Source organism: Acinetobacter sp. CY81, from assembly GCF_059515925.1.
Map to the genome: position 1 here is coordinate 109,694 of NZ_JCAKNC010000006.1, position 19,639 is coordinate 129,332.

The window sequence follows — 19,639 nt, forward strand, 5'->3', positions numbered from 1 at the left end:
GCGCGCTCATTGGAAATTTTCAGGCAACAATAAACCATTCAACTGTTCTAATTGAGGATCATTCGGATGATTTTGTTGGAGTTGTTGTAACAAATGACTAAATTCAGGCAATGAACCCTGCATATACAATGATTTTGCTAAACGAACACCAATATTGATGCTTTGACTCAATTGATAAGCTTTGGCAAGCACTTGAGATGCTGTCTTAAAGTCATTTTGTAAGAAGGTGATATAACCGAGTGTATCTAAAATAGAGGCTTGATCTGGCGCGCTTTCTAAAGCTTGTTCTGCATAGCTTCTTGCTTCATCTAGGCGTCTATTTTGCAGTGCAAGGGTATAAGCATATGCGTTGAGATAATTCGGATTGTTAGGCTCAATCATGAGTAACTGTTTAAGTGTACTGTCTAAAAGCTCTCTTTCTGTGAATGGATCAAGCAAGAGCACTTGTGAGTATAGTAATTCAGGATCATCAGGTAGATTTTTAGCGGCTTCTTTGAGTAAACCAAGAGCCGCTTTTTTATTGCCCATTCTTTTTAAAATTTCAGCTTGAGCTTGATATAAGAAACTCGCATGTTGTGGATAGTTAACTCGTTCTTGAGTCAGAAAGCGCAACATATCATTGAGTTTGCCTTGTTTTTCATAAATTGAAATTAAACTACGACGTGACACCATGTAGAGGTTGCCATCAACTAAACGATAATAGGCTTTAGCAGTTTCAAGATGTTGTTTTCGTTCTGCATTTACTGCGAGATAGTAATAAGCATCATTTTGATATTTTGAAGATGATCGTAATTGAATGAGGAACTGTTCTGCTGGATCGTATTGCTTTAAATCAATCGCGGTTAATCCAGCGATAAATAACGCCTCTTCTGCATCTGGCCATTTTTTAATGATTTTTTTTAGTTTTTCTAATGCAAGTTCAGCTTCATTTAGCTTAATTAGGAAGCGCACTTCCGCTAGATTCACTTCTAGATTGTTACGATTTTTCCGACTACTTTTGGCAAACCATTTTAAGGTGGCATCGGTATCACCCATCGCCATGAGTAGGTTGGCTTTTAAAAGGATGAAACCTGTGACTTTTGGACGCTTTCTCAGTGCTTTATTAATAGTCTGAAGAGCCTGTTCCACATCACCATTTTTTGCTTCTAGGCTGGCAATCAAAGCGAGTAAAGAAGGGTTATTACTTTCTTTACTTTTACTGAGCGTATTGAGTAAATTGAGCTGATCTTCATCAGATTCAGGTGCAATTCCCTCTAGAATCAACTCTAAATCAGAGTCTGGGTCAATTTTTAAAATACTGTCTAAAACATCTGCAGCCAATTCGTATTCATGGGCTTTGAGGGCGATGTGTGCCAAATAAAATTTTGCAGGGACATCTGTAGGCTCTTGAACCACCCAATGTGTGGCAATATTTAGTGCTGCTTGTAAGTCATTTTCATCGAGTGCGATGTTCAAAGCGCGTTGTTTAACTGCAGTTGAATTACTACGAATCGCAAGTACAGTATAGTTATGTAGGGCAGTGGTTGTATCATTTGCGGCAATAGCAAACTCTGCCATCATCGTTTGTTGGATAGCATTTTGATTTGATTGTGCATGATAATTTTCTTCAGATGCTCTAATATGAGCACTGTAAGTCATGCTACCAGCCAATAAGATTGTGGTAGAATACTGCTTAATTGTCATGCCGTTGATTCGGCTATTTATTTGACGCAAATTTTTATCCAAGTACTGCTTTTTATGACACCGTTATTGCACAATAGCATAAATTTAGTGAATTGATGATCTGATATGTCTTTCTTTGCATTGGGTGTCAACCATCAAACCGCGTCCGTTGAATTGCGTGAGCAAGTCGCTTTTAACCCTGAAAAGTTAAAAGAACTTTTGCTTGAGCAGCGTCACGACCAGACTTTAAATGACATGGTCGTGGTATCCACTTGTAACCGCACTGAAGTGTATGCCATGGCAGAAAACGCTGACATGGTACTCGAGTGGCTTGCAGAGAAAAATGGTATTGATGTAAACCAACTGTCACACCATGTTTATCGTCATGAAAATGCAGATGCGGTGACGCATTTAATGCGAGTGGCAAGTGGTTTAGATTCACTGATGTTAGGTGAGCCTCAAATTATGGGGCAAGTTAAATCAGCATTGAGCATCTCTAAAGAGTCTGCGGTTGTTTCAGCAGATTTAAATCGTATATTTGAATATGCTTTCTATGCAGCAAAACGCGTTCGTTCTGAAACTGCAGTAGGGAGTCACGCTGTTTCTATGGGTTATGCGGTAGCGCAATTAGCACTGCAAGTTTTCAGTCAACCTGAAAAGCTGACGGTGATGGTGGTCGCAGCAGGTGAGATGAATAGTCTAGTTGCGAAGCATCTTGCTGAAATGGGTGTTGCTAAAATCCTCATTTGTAACCGTAGTCGAGAGCGTGCTGACTTATTGGCTTCTGAAATTTCACATCGGGTTCAAGTTGAAATTATCCCGTTTGATCAACTTTCAGAAAATTTACATCGTGCAGATGTGATTTCAAGTTGTACAGGCAGTTTGCATCAAGTTATTGCGTATGATGATGTAAAAAAAGCACTCAAGCAGCGCCGATATAAGCAAATGTTGGTGGTGGATTTGGCTGTTCCGCGTGATATTGAACCTAAAGTTGAGCAGCTTGATGGTGTTTATTTGTATGGGGTAGATGACCTACAAAGTGTGATTGATGAAAACTTAGCACAACGTCGCCAAGCGGCGGTTGAAGCTGAAGTCATGGTCAACCAGCTCGCAACTCAATTGATTGTCCAGCAGAAAGTCAATCAAGCAGGACCAGTCATTAAGTCTTATCGTGATCAAGGCGAACAGAACAAAGAGCAAGAACTTAAATTGGCTTTAGAGCGTTTGCAGTCGGGTGAAGATGCAGAATTAGTCATGCAAGAGTTTGCACATCGCTTAACTCAAAAATTATTGCATCCAACATCTTTGTTATTGCGTGAAGTGGCTAAATCTGAAGATCCTTCAAACTTTGAAGGTTTGAAAGAAAGTTTGGATGATATTTTCCAGAAGCAACGTAAAGCTAAACACTAATCTAAAGATCATTCATCTGTATCAAGAAATGCTATTTAAAGCATGAATAAAACGTCTCATTTAAAGAGATTAATTATTCGCTCAACAGTCTTAAACCAATGCGTTTGGTCAAATCATTCAACTGTTGTCTTAGGTGGCGTGATTCAATTAAAGACGCAGGCTTTTTGAGTTTCTGACGTAAAAATTTTTCTTGTAAAGATAAAGAACATTCCGAAGCTAATTTATCAGCCATTTCAGGTGCTTGTGTCAAAGCTTGAATATTGGTTCGATTCATAATTTCAGCGAGTTCCATATGAAAAGCACTGCAAGCACCTAAAATATAATAAGTTGCAAGTTCTTGATCATCAGGAAGATCATCAAATATATGATTGAAAATTTTTAGAATTTGAGCCAATAGTTCACTTTCAGGCAGGTAAGCACGTAAATTTTCAAAATGAATATAGAGGAAAGGGTGGTGCATTAGCATCGCTACTGCAAAATCTTCATCTTTAGTACGAATATTAAATGACAATGAAGCATCAAGACTGACTTGAGGTTGCCATTTTTTATTAAAGCCTAATTTTTCTTTAAAAAATTGACGAATCAAATAACGGTAAGAGCCGTGTTTAGGCATCAATTCTGTCAGTTGATTGAGTTCCGCCATGACCTGACTTTTACCTTCAGGGGTTGTGATTTCGTACTGTTGACTGAGTAGTGCGAAAACAAAATCTGAAAGTAGAGGCGCTTGTTGCCAAAGTTGATTGAAAGTCTCTAAGCCTTCTTTACGGACTAAGGAATCAGGATCATGCTCTTTGGGCATGATAAAGAACTTGAGTTCACGACCATCATTCAATAAAGGTAAAGCGATTTCCAAGGTTCTTCTTGCTGCTTTTTGTCCTGCTGCATCACCATCAAAAGCAATCGTAATCTGATTATTCTGCTTAAATAGCGTGCTCAGGTGGTCAGCATTACTTGCTGTACCTAATGTTGCAACTGCTCCAGGGATGCCTGCTTGTTGCAAGGCAATCACATCCATATAGCCCTCAACCATGAGCCAGTTTTCGGCTTTGAGTTTACGACCTTCATACAGCCCGTAAAGTAGTTGGTTTTTATGGAAAACTTCAGAGTCGGGCGAGTTGATATATTTGGGCTTAATTTCGTCATTTAAAGCACGACCACCAAAGCCAACCACGCGACCTTTAGCATCACGAATAGGGAAAATTACACGTTCGCGAAGCAGGTCAAAGTCACGACCACTATCACTGGTGCGAATGAGTCCCAGCAGTTTTAATCCTTCAATATCTTGAGGAAAAGTTTTTTCTAAATGTTGCCAATCTTCAGGGGCATAACCTAAACGCCAATATTTAACAGTTTCAGCACTCAGCCCACGATGTCTAAAATACTGTTGTGCAATTTTACTATGGGGTAATTGCTTTTCATAATAGAGCGCGACACTTTCGAGAAGGTCATACAAATTGCCATCTTGCGGAATTTGCTGATCATATTGATCTGTGAAAGCTACATCAGAATGTATAAAGTCAGATCCATCAAACTCAGCATAGTTTTGGAATGCTTCAAATGGATCGGAATAATGCTCTATAGATTCATGAGGTAGTGGTGTAGCAGTATTCTGTTGATGATCCGAAGATATCTTACTCTGTTGAGTATCTTGAGATGCTGGTACTGGAGCGACTTTAGGTTTTGCAGCTTCTCTTTTATAAGATAGCTTTTTAGAGTCGAAATTATCTTTAGGCAGTTCAATACCTGTTTGACTGGCTAAATCTTTCATCACATCGACAAAATTACGATTGTCTATGTCCATTAAGAAGCGAATGGCATTACCATTGGCTTGACAGCCAAAACAGTGAAAATACTGCTTGTCACGATAGACGTGAAAAGACGGTGATTTTTCTTGATGAAAAGGGCAACAGCCTGAATAGGTACGACCTGACTTTTTTAACTTCACACGTTGACCGATTAGATCGACAATATCGGTGCGATCTAAAATTTGATCAATCGTATGCTGAGGAATTGCCATATTAAAAAGTCAGTGAACAGATTTTTGGGTAAAGATGAGTTTAACGTAAATTAGCTAGAGAAACATGCCTAAAGCATGATTTTGATTTAAATTGTAGCAACAAAAAAGCGGGAAATAATTCCCGCTTTATCTCAAGATTAAAATTATTGAGTGCGCTGTGGGTCATACAAACTTTCGTTTGCAGGAGCACTTTCAACATTTGAATCTTTATCACCCAATAAGCCAAAACTGAAACGATTCAATAAGCTTGGTGAGGTATCTTGTGATTTTTCAACTTCTGCTGTTTCTATACTTTGAGCACGTTCTTCACGTCCTAAAATACCTAAAGTTGCTTTGTTCAACCAGTTACTGTCACGACGTGCAGCGCGTAAATTCACTTCGCCGTTCGATCTCACCATGTTGGGGTGGTTAAGTTTTAAAACATCAATGTACTGTTGTGCTGTCGCATTATCACCAAGTTTTTGATAACCATATGCCATGGTTGCTAGAGCTTCAGGAACTTGAGGGGTTTGTGGGAAATGTTCAACCACCCATTGTGAGCGTTCAATAGCGCCCAACCACGCTTTACGTTTTAAGTTAAAACGAGCGGCATTCATTTCACTTTCAGCCAATTCTTGACCGATAAACTTCATACGCTGTGCAGCGTCTACAGCATATTGACTGCTTGGATGACGACGAATGAAATCAACAAAATTTTGGTAGGCTAATTTTAAATAGCTTACATCACGATGTGATTGTTGTAATGAAGTATAACGAATTAAACCATCGTAGTTTTGTTCCATATTCGCCACGCCACGGACGTAGTAAGCGTAGTCCACATTTGGGTGCTGTGGATTTAAACGAATGAAACGATCAGCCAATGCCACAGTACCTTCATAATCTTTCTGCTTAAATTTTGTGTAGAGCAAATCGAGTTGAGATTGTTGCGTATATTGACCTGTTGGGAAGTAAGTTTCTAGAGCTTCTAGTGATTTTGCAGCATCGCCATATTGTCCACGATCTAATGATTTCTGTGCTTTATCATAATAAACTTGTTCGCTTGATTGAGGGCCTGTGTCGACTACCTCTTTCTTTGGATTACTGCTACAGCCAACGAAAGTAGCTGCTAAACCTAGCGATAAAGCAAGCATTGTAACTTTATAACGTGGTAGCGACATAAAAATTCCTCTGTTTATACGGGCAATAGGCTACAATTGCACTATTAAACCACTTTTGTCCGAATGAGCAAATGACTTCAGTACAATCTTCTAATTCTAATTTCCCAGAAAATGACTTCACTTTACTTGAAGATTCTGAGGATGCAGATAATCACAATTCAGCTTCAACTGCAACACGTTTATCGTTGCAATTTCAATTGGATGAGAGCTATTTAGGTCAACGTATTGATCAAGTTGCTGCAATCGTTTGGAATGATTTTTCACGCGAAAAATTGAAACAATGGATGAAAGATGGTCATCTGTTGGTAAATGGTAATATTGTAAAACCAAAGTATAAATGTGAAGGCAATGAAACCCTTACACTTGAAGTGGAGCTTGAGGCGCAGACAACGGCACAACCTGAAGATATTCCATTAGATGTGATTTATGAAGATGATGACATCTTGGTGATCAACAAACCTGTAGGTATGGTTGTGCATCCAGGTGCGGGTAATCCAAATGGTACTTTGGTGAATGCATTGCTTCATCATTTCCCAAAATCAGCTGAATTATCGCGTGCAGGATTAGTTCATCGTATTGATAAAGACACCAGTGGGCTTTTAGTTGTTGCTAAGAATCTAGAAGCGCAATTCTCTTTAAGCAAACAGCTTGCTAAAAAGTCAGTTTATCGTGTCTATGATTTGATCTGCTACGGCAATATTATTGCAGGTGGTACGATTGATGAGCCGATTAAACGTCATCCTGTAGACCGTGTAAAAATGGCGATTCTTCCAGGTGGTCGTGATGCTGTAACCCATTTTAATGTTAAAGAACGTTTCCAAAACTTCACTCGCGTTCAGGCACAGCTTGAAACGGGTCGTACCCATCAAATCCGTATCCACTTCACTTATATTGGTTTCCCATTGGTGGGTGATCCTGTATATGTGAGTCGTGTCAAAGTTCCAGCCGGTGCTTCAGAAGCGTTAGCGACTGAATTGCGGTCATTTAAACGTCAAGCTTTGCATGCAACTAAATTGGGTCTAGTTCATCCAAAAACACAGGAAGAAATGCAATTTGAAGCGCCGTGGCCAAATGACTTTGTACAATTGTTAGAAACATTACGTACTGAAAATAAAGCGTATTAATCAGTCGTTTGATGGTGTTTAAAGTGGGATTGATTTTGATCATATTGAATTGACAAAAATTGATTCCATTGGCTTTTTAAGTTTAGAAACAGAAGGGAGGTTGATATGCAATTTGTTCAAGGGTTGCCGAAAGGTGTCTTTGTAGGCCAGACTCAAATCGAGCATGCCAAGGCATTACCATCTTCTGTTGCTGAGCTTTCTGGTTTTAACCTCGCTTTACATGTTCATGACCAGGCTGATCGTGTGCAACAGCATCGTATGACATTGCTTGAAGATTTTGCCGAATTTGGTGTTGATAAGATCACATGGATGACGCAAACCCATAGTACGATTTGTTTAACCATCAATCAGCAGATGCCATTTGAAGCACTTGAAGGCGATGGTTTGGTGACTCAGTGTAAGTCACATGCACTGATGATGATGACGGCAGATTGTTTACCGATTGTTTTGGGTAATGCAGAAGGCACAGAGGTTGCTAATTTACACGCAGGTTGGCGTGGATTGGCAAATGGCATTGTTGAAAATACCATTGCTGAGATGACCACAAAACCAGTATGGGCTTGGATGGGTGCTGCAATTAGTCAACCTTGTTTTGAGGTGGGGCTAGAAGTAAAGCAAACGTTTTGTAATAAATACCCTGAACTTGAAATTGCATTTGAGCAAGGTGTTGTAGACGGTAAATTTCAAGCAGATTTATATGCTATTGCAAGATATATTTTACGCCAACATGGTGTGGAAACGGTTTTGGGTGGCGATCAATGTTCTTATCAACAAGCAGATCAGTACTTTTCATATCGCCGTGAAGCAAAAACAGGTCGCATGGCGACATTCGTGTTTATGCAATAAGTATTTATACAAGAGTTAATGCTAAACTATCCTCACACTATCATTATGATGTCCTATGTCTGATTTAACCCCATCTATTGCTATCGTTTATCACAGTCCTTATGGTCATACTGCTAAAGTTGCTCAATACATTGTTCAAGGTGTAGAGAAAGCTCAAGTTGCTGTTGTCATGATGAGCATTGATGACGTGAATTGGGATGTGCTTGATCAGGCTGATGCGATTGTATTTGGGTGCCCGACATATATGGGGAGTCTCACATCTGGGCTTAAACAGTTCATGGAGCAATCTTCTAGGCGATGGTTAGCGCGCTCTTGGCAAGGTAAATTGGCAGCGGCATTTACCAATGGTGGCGGTCTGAGCGGTGACAAGTTGGCAGTACTTCAACAAATTAATTTATTTGCGATGCAGCATGGCATGTTGTGGACAGGATTACCATTAATGCCTACAGGTCGAAATACTACTGATTTAAATCGTATGTCTAGTTTTCTCGGGTTAATGACGCAATCAGATAATGCCTCTGTTGAAATCACTCCACCTCAAGGCGATCTTGAAACTGCAGCGTGGTTTGGTGAATATATTGCTGGAATAGTCCAGAAGATTAAATAGTGAATGCTAAGTCATTATTCTGAATAAAGATTCAATTTAATCGTTGCTTACACAATAAAATGTTAATTTGGTCGCAATTATCTAGCTTAATCTTAGATTATAATTAATAATGCATTGTCTTGCGAAAAGACAAGCAAAAAAATAAGAATGCTGGAGAGAATAATGGTCTTAAAAAGATCAGGGAATGGAATACGCTTTTTACTCCCTTTGATGTGCGGATTATCCTCAATTTCAATAGCACAAGCTGCGTCATTGCAGGCTATGGATGATCAAGCACTTTCCGATGTGACAGGACAAGCCTTAATGAGTTTGTCCTATATCGCACCCACAGATTCAGCCAATAAAATGTCAGGTCAAGGTGTCGGTTTCTATAAATTAGGTATGGAAGCTGAACTGGAACTGAATGCCAATATTAAAAAATTACAGTTAGGTTGTGGTGGTGTCAATGGTGCAGGTGGGTGTGACATTGATATCGACAATCTGAGTCTAAGTGGTTTGGCTGATACACGTGATGGACGTGTAGGCTCTTCTGCAAAATTAACCAATCCATTCTTAGAGTTTGCGATTAAAAATCCTGATTCTGCTTCTACACGTGAAGTTGTTGGTTTGAGGCTAAGTGCGGAAAAAGCATTAGGTTTGTTGACTCTAGGAAACGAAAATTCAGATAAGCCAAATGGCATTAATTCACTTAGTGGATATATGAAAATTAATCCATCGACAGGTACTGCATATACTGCACCAAGAAATATGACTTATGCAGATACAGGTATGACGATAGATGGTAATGTTGAAGCCTGTATTCTTTTCATTTGTCCTACATTGGGATTTAAATCGAATGATTATAGTCTTGGACTAAAATCTGCTAAAGCGGATATTTTCTTGAATGGTACGACAGTTAATGGAACACGGATGTCTTCTGTGAACCTAGGTGGGTATGCAAATATTCATCAACTAGATTTTAATGGTGATTTGAAGGCAGCACTGAATATTACTGCAGGTTTACTGAAACTTCAGAAAGAAGTTGACGGTAATATCACAGGACTTAAAGCTAATATTACGGTAGATCAGAATTTGGGTTATATTCATTCATTGAAAGTGAATAATCCAATGTCTTTATCTCTACAATCACAACAAATCTGGTGGCCAAAAGCAGATGCTGCTGCAAATACAGGTTGGTGGTTAGCATTTGATGACGCAATTGATATTGGTGATGTAACACCCACGGATAAGATTCAAGTTACAAATGATGTCTTAAAACAAGTTGTTAATCCTATTAGTAACTTTATTAAACAAAATCCACCAAGATGTGGTTTGTTAGATTGTTTGTTTGGTGATGCATTAACAGTAGGGAATGTGAATTTACCCAATACATCTTTAAATTTTCCTTTGAAAAATTTGCAACTGACAAATCAATCCTTTGCACCGAACTGTTATGGCAATCTTAAGTTCTGTTGATTATGAAAATTCTAAGCCCCTTCTAAGGGGCTTTTTTTTGATGGGTAAAATGTTGTTGGTCGGATTTTTTGATTGAAAAATAGACGAATTGAAAAAATAAATATGAATAATAATTATAAGTTTAGTTTGTCTTCATAAACAAAAAAGAGCTGAACTTTAATTTAAATCAAAACCGCTAATAAGTTAACGCTTTTTAATTTTAAAGATAAGTGGTAAATATTTAATGTGCTCAAGGAATAAGCACTTATAAAAATAAAATTAAATATGGAGAATGATCATGGTCTTAAAAAGATCTGTGAATATATTCAGTATTTGTTTGCCACTGACTTTAGGTATAAGTTCACTTGCCTTTGCAAATAGTCAGCTCAAGACATTAAGTGACTCAGAACTTGCAGATGTAAATGGTCAAGCCCTGATGAGTTTGTCTTATTTGGCACCCACGGATAATGCCAATCCAATGAAAAACGTATCTAACAACAATGTTGGATTTTATAAGTTAGGTTTGGAGGCTGAACTTAATCTCAATGCCAATATTAAAAATCTGCAATTGGGTTGTGGTGGTGTGAATGGCAAAGATGCATGTGATATTGACATCAAAAACCTAGCATTGAGTGGTCTACCAGACTCTTATGATAAAGATGGTGTTCCTATATTTAACAATGGACGTGCCTCAACCAGCGGTTCGATTACCAATCCGTTTATGGAATTTGCGATTGCAAATCCTAATTCTGCATCAACCCGTGAAGTCAAAGGGATACGCTTTAGTGCCGAGAAAATCTCAGCACTGCTTTCTGCTGGTTTAGAAAATGGAACAACATCTTCAACTACAGATGGTATTCAGCGCTTAAGCGGTTTCATGCAAGTGGCGGGAACAACGGGTACTGCGCGTACGCAGGAAGCTAAATTTGGTTTAGCGAGCAGAGAGGCGGGTGCTGGCGCAAATGATCAACAGTTAGAAGGTATTGCACACCTAGAAGTCTGCTTAACTTCACTTTGTTTAATTAAACCGATTAATACTGATATTAAATTTGTTAGTCGTACAGGTTCTGACAGCACAGGGATCACGGTTCCATCTGTTTCAACAGATTTTGTACTAGAGCCCTTTACGGTTAATGGGAAGCGTCAAACTCAAGCCGAGATTTATGATATTCGAACCAAGTTAAATACTATTCCAATTGCACCGAATGGTGATCCACGCTATCCAAGTTCAATGTTTGCAAATGATCAATTACGTGTTGATTTGTCTTGTGATGCACCTAGCTCAAATTTATCGTGCGATTTAACGACATTATTAAAAGCGAATGCTAAGTTTAAAATGTCAGATGGTTCTGCGATTAATAACTTGAATTTGAAAATTGATTTTATTCAATCTTTAAGTATGTTTCATAATATCCCATTGACAGGGACAGGCGGGTATTTATCTTTACAGGATATTCCGCTGTTATGGCCAGGCGCGAAAATTGCCAGCTCAGATTCGACGAATAATAATCTAAGCACAATGTCGGGAAATACTGATGTCGCTCAACCAGGTTGGTGGATGTCATTTAATGACCCAGTACAACTCGGGCATTTAAATGTAACTCAGCCGATTATTTTGGATAACAATACATTGAAGCAGGTTGCAGAGCGTGTCTCTGAGACTTTGATGCAAACCTCTTCAGAAACACCTCAAGCTAAAGTAGTGGGTATTGGTGAGTTGATTTCTTTACTTGCCGATCGGCCTTTGTCCTCTAAAGTTGTGGCGAATTTAGACTCCTCAACACAAGCCAATCCTGTGTATTTGCAATTACAGAACCAAAGACTGGCTAACCAAACTGTTAAATCTAACTGTTACGGGACATTAAAATTCTGCTAATCAAATGGATAGCTAATAAAAAACCGCCAAACAGGCGGTTTTTATATGTGTATTACTTATGGAAAATTCGAGCTTTATCACGCTGCCAGTCGCGGTCTTTTTCAGTGGCACGTTTATCGTGTAATTGCTTACCTTTTACTAGAGCAATTTCTAACTTAACTAAACGACCTTTCCAGTAACACGCTAAAGGAACACAAGTATAGCCTTTCTGGTTAATTGCACCTTGAAGCTTTTCCAGTTCACGACGTGAAAGCAGAAGTTTACGTGTACGAGTAGCCTCAGCAACAACGTGAGTCGAAGCTGAAAGAAGTGGCTGAATTTGGGCACCAAAAAGAAAGGCTTCATCACCTTTAAAAATAATATAGCTTTCAGTAATCGTCATGCGCCCTGCGCGTAGAGACTTTACTTCCCAGCCCTGTAATGACAAACCAGCTTCAAATTTTTCTTCAATAAAATAATCGTGGCGCGCACGTTTATTTTGCGCAATCGTTCCACCATTATTTTTTTTTACGACAATTGATTTCGACATAATACTAATATTCCGAGATTAAATGTATTTTGCCTTAAACTTGGCTTGAGGTGAAGTGATTTCAGGTATAACAGAGGTTCGCTATGAAACAAGTTTTTGTTAAACTATGCTCACATAATAAACCTTGAGTACAAATGGATGTCAAAAACTCGCGTCATCTATCCTGGAACATTTGATCCAATTACAAATGGTCACGTTGATTTAGTGACCCGTGCAGCGAAAATGTTTGATGAAGTTGTTGTAGCCATTGCGATTGGTCATCATAAGAATCCTGTATTTAGCTTGGATGAGCGTGTGGCGTTAGCGAAGGCTTCACTCAGTCATTTGTCAAATGTGGAGTTTGTTGGCTTTGATGGATTGTTGGTGAACTTTTTCAATGAGCAAAAGGCAACCGCCGTACTTCGAGGTTTAAGAGCAGTTTCTGATTTTGAGTACGAGTTTCAGCTTGCCAATATGAATCGTCAGTTAGATTCAAATTTTGAAGCTGTATTTTTGACTCCTTCCGAACAATATTCATTTATTTCATCCACTTTAGTGCGTGAAATTGCCCGTTTGAATGGTGATGTAACCAAGTTTGTACCTAAACCTGTGGTTGAAGCATTTGAACGGAAACATCAACAAGGTTGGTAAAGTGTCTTTAGTTATAACAGATGAATGCATCAATTGTGATGTGTGTGAACCTGTATGTCCGAATGAAGCTATTTATATGGGTGATTTGATTTATGAAATTCATCCAGATTTGTGCACGGAATGTGTGGGACATTTTGATCAACCCCAATGTGCATTATTTTGTCCTGTAGATTGTATTCCACTCGATCCAAATCATGCTGAATCGCAAGATGAATTGATGGAAAAGTATAAAAAACTAATTGCTCAAAAAAGCGCGAGCAATTAGTTCTAAAGTTTGTTAATATGCGCGACTTGAAGTGAGCTAGACGATCGCTGCTGTGTAGATCTTCGTGATTGAAACAGGGGAGGAAAGTCCGGGCTTCATAGGGCAAGGTGCCAGGTAACGCCTGGGGGGCGAAAGCCTACGGAAAGTGCAGCAGAGAGTAGACCGCCATTTTGCAACTGATCTTCGGGTCAGCCTAGAGAGTGGTAAGGGTGAAAGGGTGCGGTAAGAGCGCACCGCATGACTGGTAACAGTTCATGGCATGGTAAACCCCACCGGAAGCAAGACCAAATAGGAATCCATTAGGCATGGCCCATGCTGGATTCGGGTAGGTCGCTTGAGCGTATGAGTGATTGTACGCCTAGAGGAATGATCGTTCACGACAGAACCCGGCTTATCGGCTCACTTCATCAAAATTTGATCAAACGGTTTCAATATCACTTGACGAATATCCTAATCAAGTAGATAATGCGCCCACAGTTTACGGCTATGTAGCTCAGTTGGTTAGAGCACCGCACTCATAATGCGGGGGTCACAAGTTCAAGTCTCGTCATAGCCACCATTTTTATAGACCACACTCACTAGTGTGGTCTTTTTTTATCTGTAATTTTTAAATTGCCTCTAAAACCCACCGCCAATCATAAAACCTTTCTGATGATTTTGTTCGATTACACCAAGGTGATTGTTTTCTTGTTGAATAAAGTAGCTTGAAGATTGTTTTAATGACACTAACCCAAATTGATATCTTGCTGTTAATACGATGTAATTCTGCTGGTTGGATGTGAATAAGCTTGGTTCTTGTCTGTGAAAATATTGTGCAAGTTCCTCAGCATGGTGTGGATTGTTTAAACGTTCTGGATAATTTGTAATGATGTAAAAGTAGTTTTCAGTCAACGTTTGACCATTTTCTAAGGGATATTCTATATATCCGAAATCAAACTGATGATCATCTTTGAAATTGAAAGTGCTTAATGTCTTTGGAATATAACTTTTATCGGTAGTAAGTGTTTCGTAAGTAATTAAACCTGCCATGATGAAAGCTAATATACCTGCAACATAGAAATGTAAGCTCCAAATCGCTTTAATGTCACAGTGTTCAACGTCATCGTTAATTACATAAGTATGTGCAAAAAAATCATGGATACATCTTCTATTTGATTTGTTGAATAAGAAAAGATAAATTTGGGCGCAGAATAAACTACTTAATATAATTGAGCTTAAAAACGAAAGTGTTGAGTGTGCTGAGACTATCCATGACATTAAGCAGAAGGGTGCGTAGAGAATAGCAGCTCGTAATAATGACACTGGTAAATTCATGTATTGCTGATTTTGATCAACAACCTGAATAGACATAAGCATCTTGCCAAAGCTTTGCCCCTTATTGATTTTGCTGTTAAATATGCCGAAATAGGTGGTAACCAATAGGTAGCCAATTAAACTCATAGTTATGGGTGCTTTATACACCCATGATCCCAACAAGCTTGCAATGATATAGCAAAAGAAACCTGCAATAAGAATGTCGACAATAAAGGCAGTTAGTCTTCTCCAAAATCCAGCGATATAAGGTTTATTGTTTGTTATTTCAGTCTTTTCTAAAGGAATAGTGTTCACATGGATTCTCGTAGATTTTAAATTATAAGTGCGAATTTAATTGTTATATAAAATGTCGAATAAATTGATTCGACAAGGATGAAGGTTTTATTGTAGTTAGGGAGTCTCTCTTCTTCAATCACATTCTATTTTACTGGTATCAAGTTTAACTTTTGGAAATTCTTGATCAAATTTTTCTAAAATTCTCTTTTTATCTGCTGAATTAAAAATCTGATCTTGAAGTTGCACAATCTTTTTTGGACTGAGATGTTGATTGGCACAGTACAGCGCAATTGCATTTTGTGTGCTGATTGCAACTTTGTCATGTTCTGTGATTTGGTCAATTTTAACAAGTTTTTGCTGAGCTCGACTTAATTGTGCAAGAGTTCTTTTTTGTTGCATGGTCATTAAATGTCGTTGATTAATCCATTGAGCAACATCCATACGGACACCGTTATATTCGACAAATATTGGACTGACCAGCTGGCAAGCTGTAAGAGTGGTGAGCAAACTGATAGTAAGTAGTGCTTTTTTCATTATTTGCATATTAATGTCACCAAAAGAATGTTTTTGCTATTTTGCACAATAAATTCAATGAATTATGTATTAATTTTAGACATGTAATTACTAATTGCTTAAACACTGAACATTGGTGATTATTCTTGCTTGACGTGACTGAAAGAAATTTAGATAATGCGCGCACAGGTTACGGCTATGTAGCTCAGTTGGTTAGAGCACCGCACTCATAATGCGGGGGTCACAAGTTCAAGTCTCGTCATAGCCACCATTTTTATAGACCATGCTCACCGCATGGTCTCTTTTTTTGTGCTTAAGAAAAGTAAGATGCAAAAGTAAAATAAATCGAAAATAAAAAGGGATTCAGTTGAGCTACAATCGAATTAATTGGATTGATTATGATAGGTTAAATGTTGCTGAATCAGTTGTTGGGTTTGCAGTTGACTAAAATAGGGTTCAACCAAGGATAAGATCATTGGATCAAGTAGATTTTTATCAGCTAATGCTTGCATTGTCGAAGGAATAAATCGGTCTGCTTCTTCATATAAATCTGATTCATCTATACCTACGGCAAGTAATAATGCTTGGAGGCTGAATTCACCAAAATAATCATAAAAAGAAGACACCACACTCAAAATGATACTTTGCATTTGGGGTGTTTCACGTAACTCTTTCCATGTTTCATAGACTAAAATAAAGAAGTCTTCTAAATCTATAGATTGAATTTGCGAGAAAGTATCTTTAAAGGTTTTAGTTTTGACTTCAGACCAAATATCTAAGCTGATTTCAGCCAGTTCTTCACTCGGTAAAGTAATGATATAGCTCAATTGTTTCAAAATCACCTGAGCAAGCTGCTTCTCAAGTTTCAGCTCGACAGTCTGTTGTTGTTCTTGTACGAAGCTGATGAGTTTTGCACTGATTCCATGTTGTTTAATATTCAGCTTACGTAAATGATCGAGCCAAGGGGTATTGGTTTCTAAAATTTGATTGGCTAAATGCAAGCTGATCAATTGTGCTTTAGGATTTTGAGAAATATTTTGCTCAAGATAAGTTCGAGCTTGTTCTAATTCTAGAATTTTATATAGCCATGTTTCAAAGGTCTGATCTGAAATGAGAGTGTTAATCGTTGAATGATTAGCGATAATCAGTTGATGAATTTTTTGTGCAACAAAACCAATAAATTCTAACAACTCAGCGCCTAGGTTGAGGTCAAAAGCATACTTCTTCACAACCTCATTGAGCTGTTCTAATAATATGATTTCATTGAGTTGAATTTGATTGGCTTGAATGAATATCTGATGAATAAATTGTTTGAGATATGGACTATTTTTATGTTCTAAAAGTTGTTTTTTTATAAACTCAACCTGCCCAAGCATAAGCGCTTGAGCAAGTTCAGAAGCTGTTGTCTGATTAGACACCAGCTTTCCATCCATTTACGATTGGATAGCGACGTTCACGGCTGAATGCACGTGAAGTGATGCGAGGTCCAATAGCACCTTGGCGACGTTTGTATTCGTTGCGATCTACCAGTTGAATGACTTTAATCACGACATCTTTCTCGAAGCCTTTCGCAATGATCTCATCTTGGCTCATGTCTTCTTCAAGGTAAGCATAAAGAATTGCATCAAGAATGTCATAAGATGGCAGAGAGTCTTGATCTTTTTGATCTGGGCGTAATTCAGCTGATGGTGGACGAGTGATCACACGCTCAGGAATAACAGGTGTTTCTTCTAAACTGTTACGATATTTTGCCAATTCAAACACGATTGTTTTATAGACATCTTTAAGAACAGCATAACCACCGACCATATCGCCATATAGTGTGCAATAACCTACCGAAAGTTCAGATTTGTTGCCTGTAGAGAGCACAAGATTACCAAACTTATTTGATAGACCCATTAACAGTGTCCCGCGTGCACGTGCTTGAAGATTTTCTTCAGTCGCATCGGCAGGAGAGTTGCCAAAGAATGGGAACAGGGTTTGCATAAAACTATTCACGATAGGATGAATTTCAGCAATACCGAAAGTAACGCCCATTCGTTTTGCTTGTTCTGTCGCATCTTCAACGCTAATTTGAGACGTATAAGTATAAGGCATCATCACGGCTTGAACTTTATCCGCACCAATCGCATCAACAGCAATGGCTAGGGTTAAAGCTGAATCAATACCCCCGGATAAACCTAAAATCACACCTGGAAAACCAGAACGTTGAACGTAATCACGCGTACCCATGACAAGTGCTTGATAAATTTCTGCCATCGTATCTAAGGCAGGTGCTTTTTCAGCAATTTTGTAGGCTTTATTGTTAATTTCATATTCAACGGTATACAGGTCTTCTTTGAAGCTTGGTGCTTCTAAGGCAACTTCGCCTGCGCTGGTAATAACAAAGCTAGTACCATCAAAGATCAAATCGTCTTGACCACCCACTTGGTTGGTATAAACGATATTGATATTCAGCTGACGTGCAAGTTCTTTTAAAGTCAAGATACGGTGTTGCGGTTTACCCACTTCATAAGGAGAAGCATTTAATACCAACACAGTTTCAACATTAAGCTGTGCAATTTGTTGTGCTGTTTCTAGCTTCCAAATGTCTTCACAGATTAACACGCCAAATTTATGACCTAGATATTCAAAGATCAGGTGTTGATGACCTTCGCTAAAGTAGCGTTTTTCATCAAATACGCTGTAATTAGGCAAGTTTTGTTTGTTGTAAACACCAAGCACTTGTCCGTCTTTCATGACAGCAGCAGAGTTATAACGTTCGCCATTTTCAGCTTGGTTGACAAAACCAAAAACTAAAACGATGTCTTTTACAGTAGCAAGTTGCTCAAATGCAGATGCTGTACGTTTCGTTAAGCTTGGGCGTAACAATAAATCTTCAGCAGGGTAGCCGATTGTTGATAATTCAGGGAAAACAATTAAATCTACATTTTGCTTTTTAGCTTCATTTGCAAGTTCAATCATTTTTTGAACGTTAGCTTCTATATTTCCAGTATGTGGAGAGAATTGAGCAAGAGAAACTTTAAAACTTTTCATTTAAACAAGATCCTATTCCTATAGGGTGAAAATATACACAACATGCTGATTTGTATCGATATAATTGTACAGCTGTGTGTATTGGATAGTACTACACTGCCAAAGGGCTAAAATTTAAATCATTACGAAGATATAAAAACTTATTTCTTACATGAACAAATCTGACTCTTCTGTATTCTATCTAAAAATAAATCATATACTAGCGTTACATGATGAATATTCAACATTAAGAATACATTTGATTGATATTTTATTCACGGATATTTGAAGGATAAATGTATAACAATGAATTGGAATATTGCTATGGATGTTTGATCTAGAAATAAGCCTATTTTGAGACCTGTTTTTTTGGATAAAAATGTTTTAGTTTTTAGATAGAATAATATTGTCAATTTTTCCTAAAAAAATGTCTCTGGCAATATCACCTTGTTGTTCAATATTGTATTCAAAAAATTTCTTATTTTGTTCTAATTGATATTTGTAGGGATTGTACTTTTTAAAGCTAAGGAAATAAGCTGACTGTAGAAATGCACCTTTCAACAGCACATTAATGTTCTGTTGATATTGGTAGATATGCGTCATTTCATGGATAAATACAGCTTGATAGCCCAAACTTTGCTTACTGTAATCGCTCAGATAATTTAAATTTCGTGCATGAATATAGCCTGTAGGTGCCATAAATACATGAATAGATTGCCATGGCAGATAGGGGTGATTCATCACTTTCACTTCGTCATACCGAATGAGATCGCCAAATACCTTTCGGCAAAGGGTAATTTCACCCACAGTTAAGCTGCGATACCGAAATCGTTGAAGTTTTAAAATGCGAATTAAGAAATTCCAAAACAAGGGCATTAATATTCTCAAAAGTGATGTTCAATTATTATTTTCATTTTGCTTATACATATCCATTTAAATCATTAAAAACGAGCTACTCTAAAGA

17 protein-coding genes, 2 tRNA genes and 1 other RNA gene are annotated in these 19,639 nt (G+C 38.1%); 11 read left to right on the plus strand and 9 right to left on the minus strand.

The features are described 5' to 3' along the window. Positions 1–6: 6 nt before the first annotated feature. Positions 7–1,713, minus strand: coding sequence for a tetratricopeptide repeat protein (locus AC5YDM_RS09130; protein WP_496151796.1), 1,707 nt, complete (start codon positions 1,711–1,713; stop codon positions 7–9). Positions 1,714–1,788: 75 nt separating this feature from the next. On the opposite strand from AC5YDM_RS09130, the gene hemA reads away from it, so the two are divergent. After that, positions 1,789–3,072, plus strand: coding sequence for a glutamyl-tRNA reductase (hemA, locus tag AC5YDM_RS09135; RefSeq protein ID WP_496151797.1), 1,284 nt, complete (start codon positions 1,789–1,791; stop codon positions 3,070–3,072). A 73-nt stretch (positions 3,073–3,145) separates the two neighbouring features. On the opposite strand, the gene AC5YDM_RS09140 is transcribed toward hemA, so the two are convergent. Both AC5YDM_RS09140 and AC5YDM_RS09145 read right to left on the minus strand, forming a co-directional pair. After that, complete coding sequence (locus AC5YDM_RS09140) at positions 3,146–5,089, minus strand: DNA primase (RefSeq protein ID WP_496151798.1); 1,944 nt, start codon at positions 5,087–5,089, stop codon at positions 3,146–3,148. Between the two features lie 143 nt (positions 5,090–5,232). Beyond that, the gene (locus AC5YDM_RS09145) at positions 5,233–6,246 is read right to left on the minus strand and encodes an outer membrane protein assembly factor BamD (protein ID WP_496151799.1); all 1,014 of its coding nucleotides are present in this window, start codon (positions 6,244–6,246) and stop codon (positions 5,233–5,235) included. A 71-nt stretch (positions 6,247–6,317) separates the two neighbouring features. Here AC5YDM_RS09145 and rluD point away from each other — a divergent pair, with 71 nt between their 5' ends. From rluD to AC5YDM_RS09170, 5 genes are all read left to right on the plus strand, one after another. Beyond that, positions 6,318–7,370, plus strand: coding sequence for a 23S rRNA pseudouridine(1911/1915/1917) synthase RluD (rluD, locus tag AC5YDM_RS09150; protein ID WP_496151800.1), 1,053 nt, complete (start codon positions 6,318–6,320; stop codon positions 7,368–7,370). Between the two features lie 105 nt (positions 7,371–7,475). Beyond that, positions 7,476–8,216, plus strand: a complete 741-nt coding sequence (pgeF, locus tag AC5YDM_RS09155) for a peptidoglycan editing factor PgeF (RefSeq protein ID WP_496151801.1) — start codon at positions 7,476–7,478, stop codon at positions 8,214–8,216. A gap of 55 nt (positions 8,217–8,271) precedes the next feature. Then, a complete protein-coding gene (locus tag AC5YDM_RS09160) occupies positions 8,272–8,823 on the plus strand; it encodes a flavodoxin family protein (protein ID WP_496151802.1) in 552 nt (183 codons plus the stop codon). A gap of 162 nt (positions 8,824–8,985) precedes the next feature. Then, positions 8,986–10,278, plus strand: a complete 1,293-nt coding sequence (locus tag AC5YDM_RS09165) for a DUF6160 family protein (protein WP_496151803.1) — start codon at positions 8,986–8,988, stop codon at positions 10,276–10,278. A 277-nt stretch (positions 10,279–10,555) separates the two neighbouring features. After that, positions 10,556–12,133: a hypothetical protein gene (locus AC5YDM_RS09170; RefSeq protein WP_496151804.1), complete on the plus strand. Its 1,578-nt coding sequence runs from the start codon at positions 10,556–10,558 to the stop codon at positions 12,131–12,133. A 52-nt stretch (positions 12,134–12,185) separates the two neighbouring features. Here the strand turns inward: AC5YDM_RS09170 and smpB are convergent, their stop codons facing one another. After that, positions 12,186–12,662, minus strand: a complete 477-nt coding sequence (gene smpB / locus AC5YDM_RS09175) for an SsrA-binding protein SmpB (protein ID WP_496151805.1) — start codon at positions 12,660–12,662, stop codon at positions 12,186–12,188. A 138-nt stretch (positions 12,663–12,800) separates the two neighbouring features. Here smpB and coaD point away from each other — a divergent pair, with 138 nt between their 5' ends. The 4 genes from coaD to AC5YDM_RS09195 all read left to right on the plus strand — a co-directional run bounded on the left by coaD (position 12,801) and on the right by AC5YDM_RS09195 (position 14,116). Further along, positions 12,801–13,292 (plus strand): pantetheine-phosphate adenylyltransferase, encoded by a 492-nt coding sequence (coaD, locus tag AC5YDM_RS09180; protein WP_496151806.1) that lies wholly within the window; start codon positions 12,801–12,803, stop codon positions 13,290–13,292. Between the two features lies 1 nt (position 13,293). Next, the gene (locus AC5YDM_RS09185; protein ID WP_496151807.1) at positions 13,294–13,557 is read left to right on the plus strand and encodes a YfhL family 4Fe-4S dicluster ferredoxin; all 264 of its coding nucleotides are present in this window, start codon (positions 13,294–13,296) and stop codon (positions 13,555–13,557) included. Between the two features lie 28 nt (positions 13,558–13,585). Continuing rightward, an RNA gene (gene rnpB, locus AC5YDM_RS09190) (RNase P RNA component class A) lies at positions 13,586–13,967 on the plus strand. 72 nt (positions 13,968–14,039) lie between these two features. Beyond that, positions 14,040–14,116: transfer RNA gene (locus AC5YDM_RS09195), tRNA-Met, on the plus strand. A 59-nt stretch (positions 14,117–14,175) separates the two neighbouring features. Here AC5YDM_RS09195 and AC5YDM_RS09200 read toward each other — a convergent pair. Next, positions 14,176–15,165, minus strand: coding sequence for an RDD family protein (locus AC5YDM_RS09200; protein ID WP_496151808.1), 990 nt, complete (start codon positions 15,163–15,165; stop codon positions 14,176–14,178). 114 nt (positions 15,166–15,279) lie between these two features. Then, entirely contained in the window at positions 15,280–15,690 is a 411-nt protein-coding gene (locus AC5YDM_RS09205; RefSeq protein ID WP_496151809.1) for a hypothetical protein, read from the minus strand. Between the two features lie 164 nt (positions 15,691–15,854). Between AC5YDM_RS09205 and AC5YDM_RS09210 the strand changes: the two genes are divergently transcribed. Continuing rightward, positions 15,855–15,931: transfer RNA gene (locus AC5YDM_RS09210), tRNA-Met, on the plus strand. A gap of 112 nt (positions 15,932–16,043) precedes the next feature. Here the strand turns inward: AC5YDM_RS09210 and AC5YDM_RS09215 are convergent. The 3 genes from AC5YDM_RS09215 to AC5YDM_RS09225 all read right to left on the minus strand — a co-directional run bounded on the left by AC5YDM_RS09215 (position 16,044) and on the right by AC5YDM_RS09225 (position 19,551). Continuing rightward, on the minus strand, positions 16,044–17,078 hold the full coding sequence (locus AC5YDM_RS09215) for a hypothetical protein (RefSeq protein WP_496151810.1): 1,035 nt from the start codon (positions 17,076–17,078) through the stop codon (positions 16,044–16,046). Next, positions 17,071–18,696 carry an NAD+ synthase gene (locus AC5YDM_RS09220; protein WP_496151811.1) on the minus strand — a complete coding sequence of 542 codons (1,626 nt, stop codon included), beginning with the start codon at positions 18,694–18,696 and terminating at the stop codon, positions 17,071–17,073. Before AC5YDM_RS09220 ends, AC5YDM_RS09215 begins: the two co-directional genes overlap by 8 nt. A 363-nt stretch (positions 18,697–19,059) precedes the next feature. Beyond that, entirely contained in the window at positions 19,060–19,551 is a 492-nt protein-coding gene (locus AC5YDM_RS09225; protein WP_496151812.1) for a hypothetical protein, read from the minus strand. Between the last annotated feature and the right edge of the window lie 88 nt (positions 19,552–19,639).

Coding starts and splice junctions, on each gene's coding strand:
- hemA (WP_496151797.1), top strand. CDS start 1,789: ATGTCTTTCTTTGCATTGGGTGTCAACCATCAAACCGCGTCCGTTGAA.
- AC5YDM_RS09140 (WP_496151798.1), bottom strand. CDS start 5,089: ATGGCAATTCCTCAGCATACGATTGATCAAATTTTAGATCGCACCGAT.
- AC5YDM_RS09145 (WP_496151799.1), bottom strand. CDS start 6,246: ATGTCGCTACCACGTTATAAAGTTACAATGCTTGCTTTATCGCTAGGT.
- rluD (WP_496151800.1), top strand. CDS start 6,318: ATGACTTCAGTACAATCTTCTAATTCTAATTTCCCAGAAAATGACTTC.
- pgeF (WP_496151801.1), top strand. CDS start 7,476: ATGCAATTTGTTCAAGGGTTGCCGAAAGGTGTCTTTGTAGGCCAGACT.
- AC5YDM_RS09160 (WP_496151802.1), top strand. CDS start 8,272: ATGTCTGATTTAACCCCATCTATTGCTATCGTTTATCACAGTCCTTAT.
- AC5YDM_RS09165 (WP_496151803.1), top strand. CDS start 8,986: ATGGTCTTAAAAAGATCAGGGAATGGAATACGCTTTTTACTCCCTTTG.
- AC5YDM_RS09170 (WP_496151804.1), top strand. CDS start 10,556: ATGGTCTTAAAAAGATCTGTGAATATATTCAGTATTTGTTTGCCACTG.
- smpB (WP_496151805.1), bottom strand. CDS start 12,662: ATGTCGAAATCAATTGTCGTAAAAAAAAATAATGGTGGAACGATTGCG.
- coaD (WP_496151806.1), top strand. CDS start 12,801: ATGTCAAAAACTCGCGTCATCTATCCTGGAACATTTGATCCAATTACA.
- AC5YDM_RS09205 (WP_496151809.1), bottom strand. CDS start 15,690: ATGCAAATAATGAAAAAAGCACTACTTACTATCAGTTTGCTCACCACT.
- AC5YDM_RS09220 (WP_496151811.1), bottom strand. CDS start 18,696: ATGAAAAGTTTTAAAGTTTCTCTTGCTCAATTCTCTCCACATACTGGA.
- AC5YDM_RS09225 (WP_496151812.1), bottom strand. CDS start 19,551: ATGCCCTTGTTTTGGAATTTCTTAATTCGCATTTTAAAACTTCAACGA.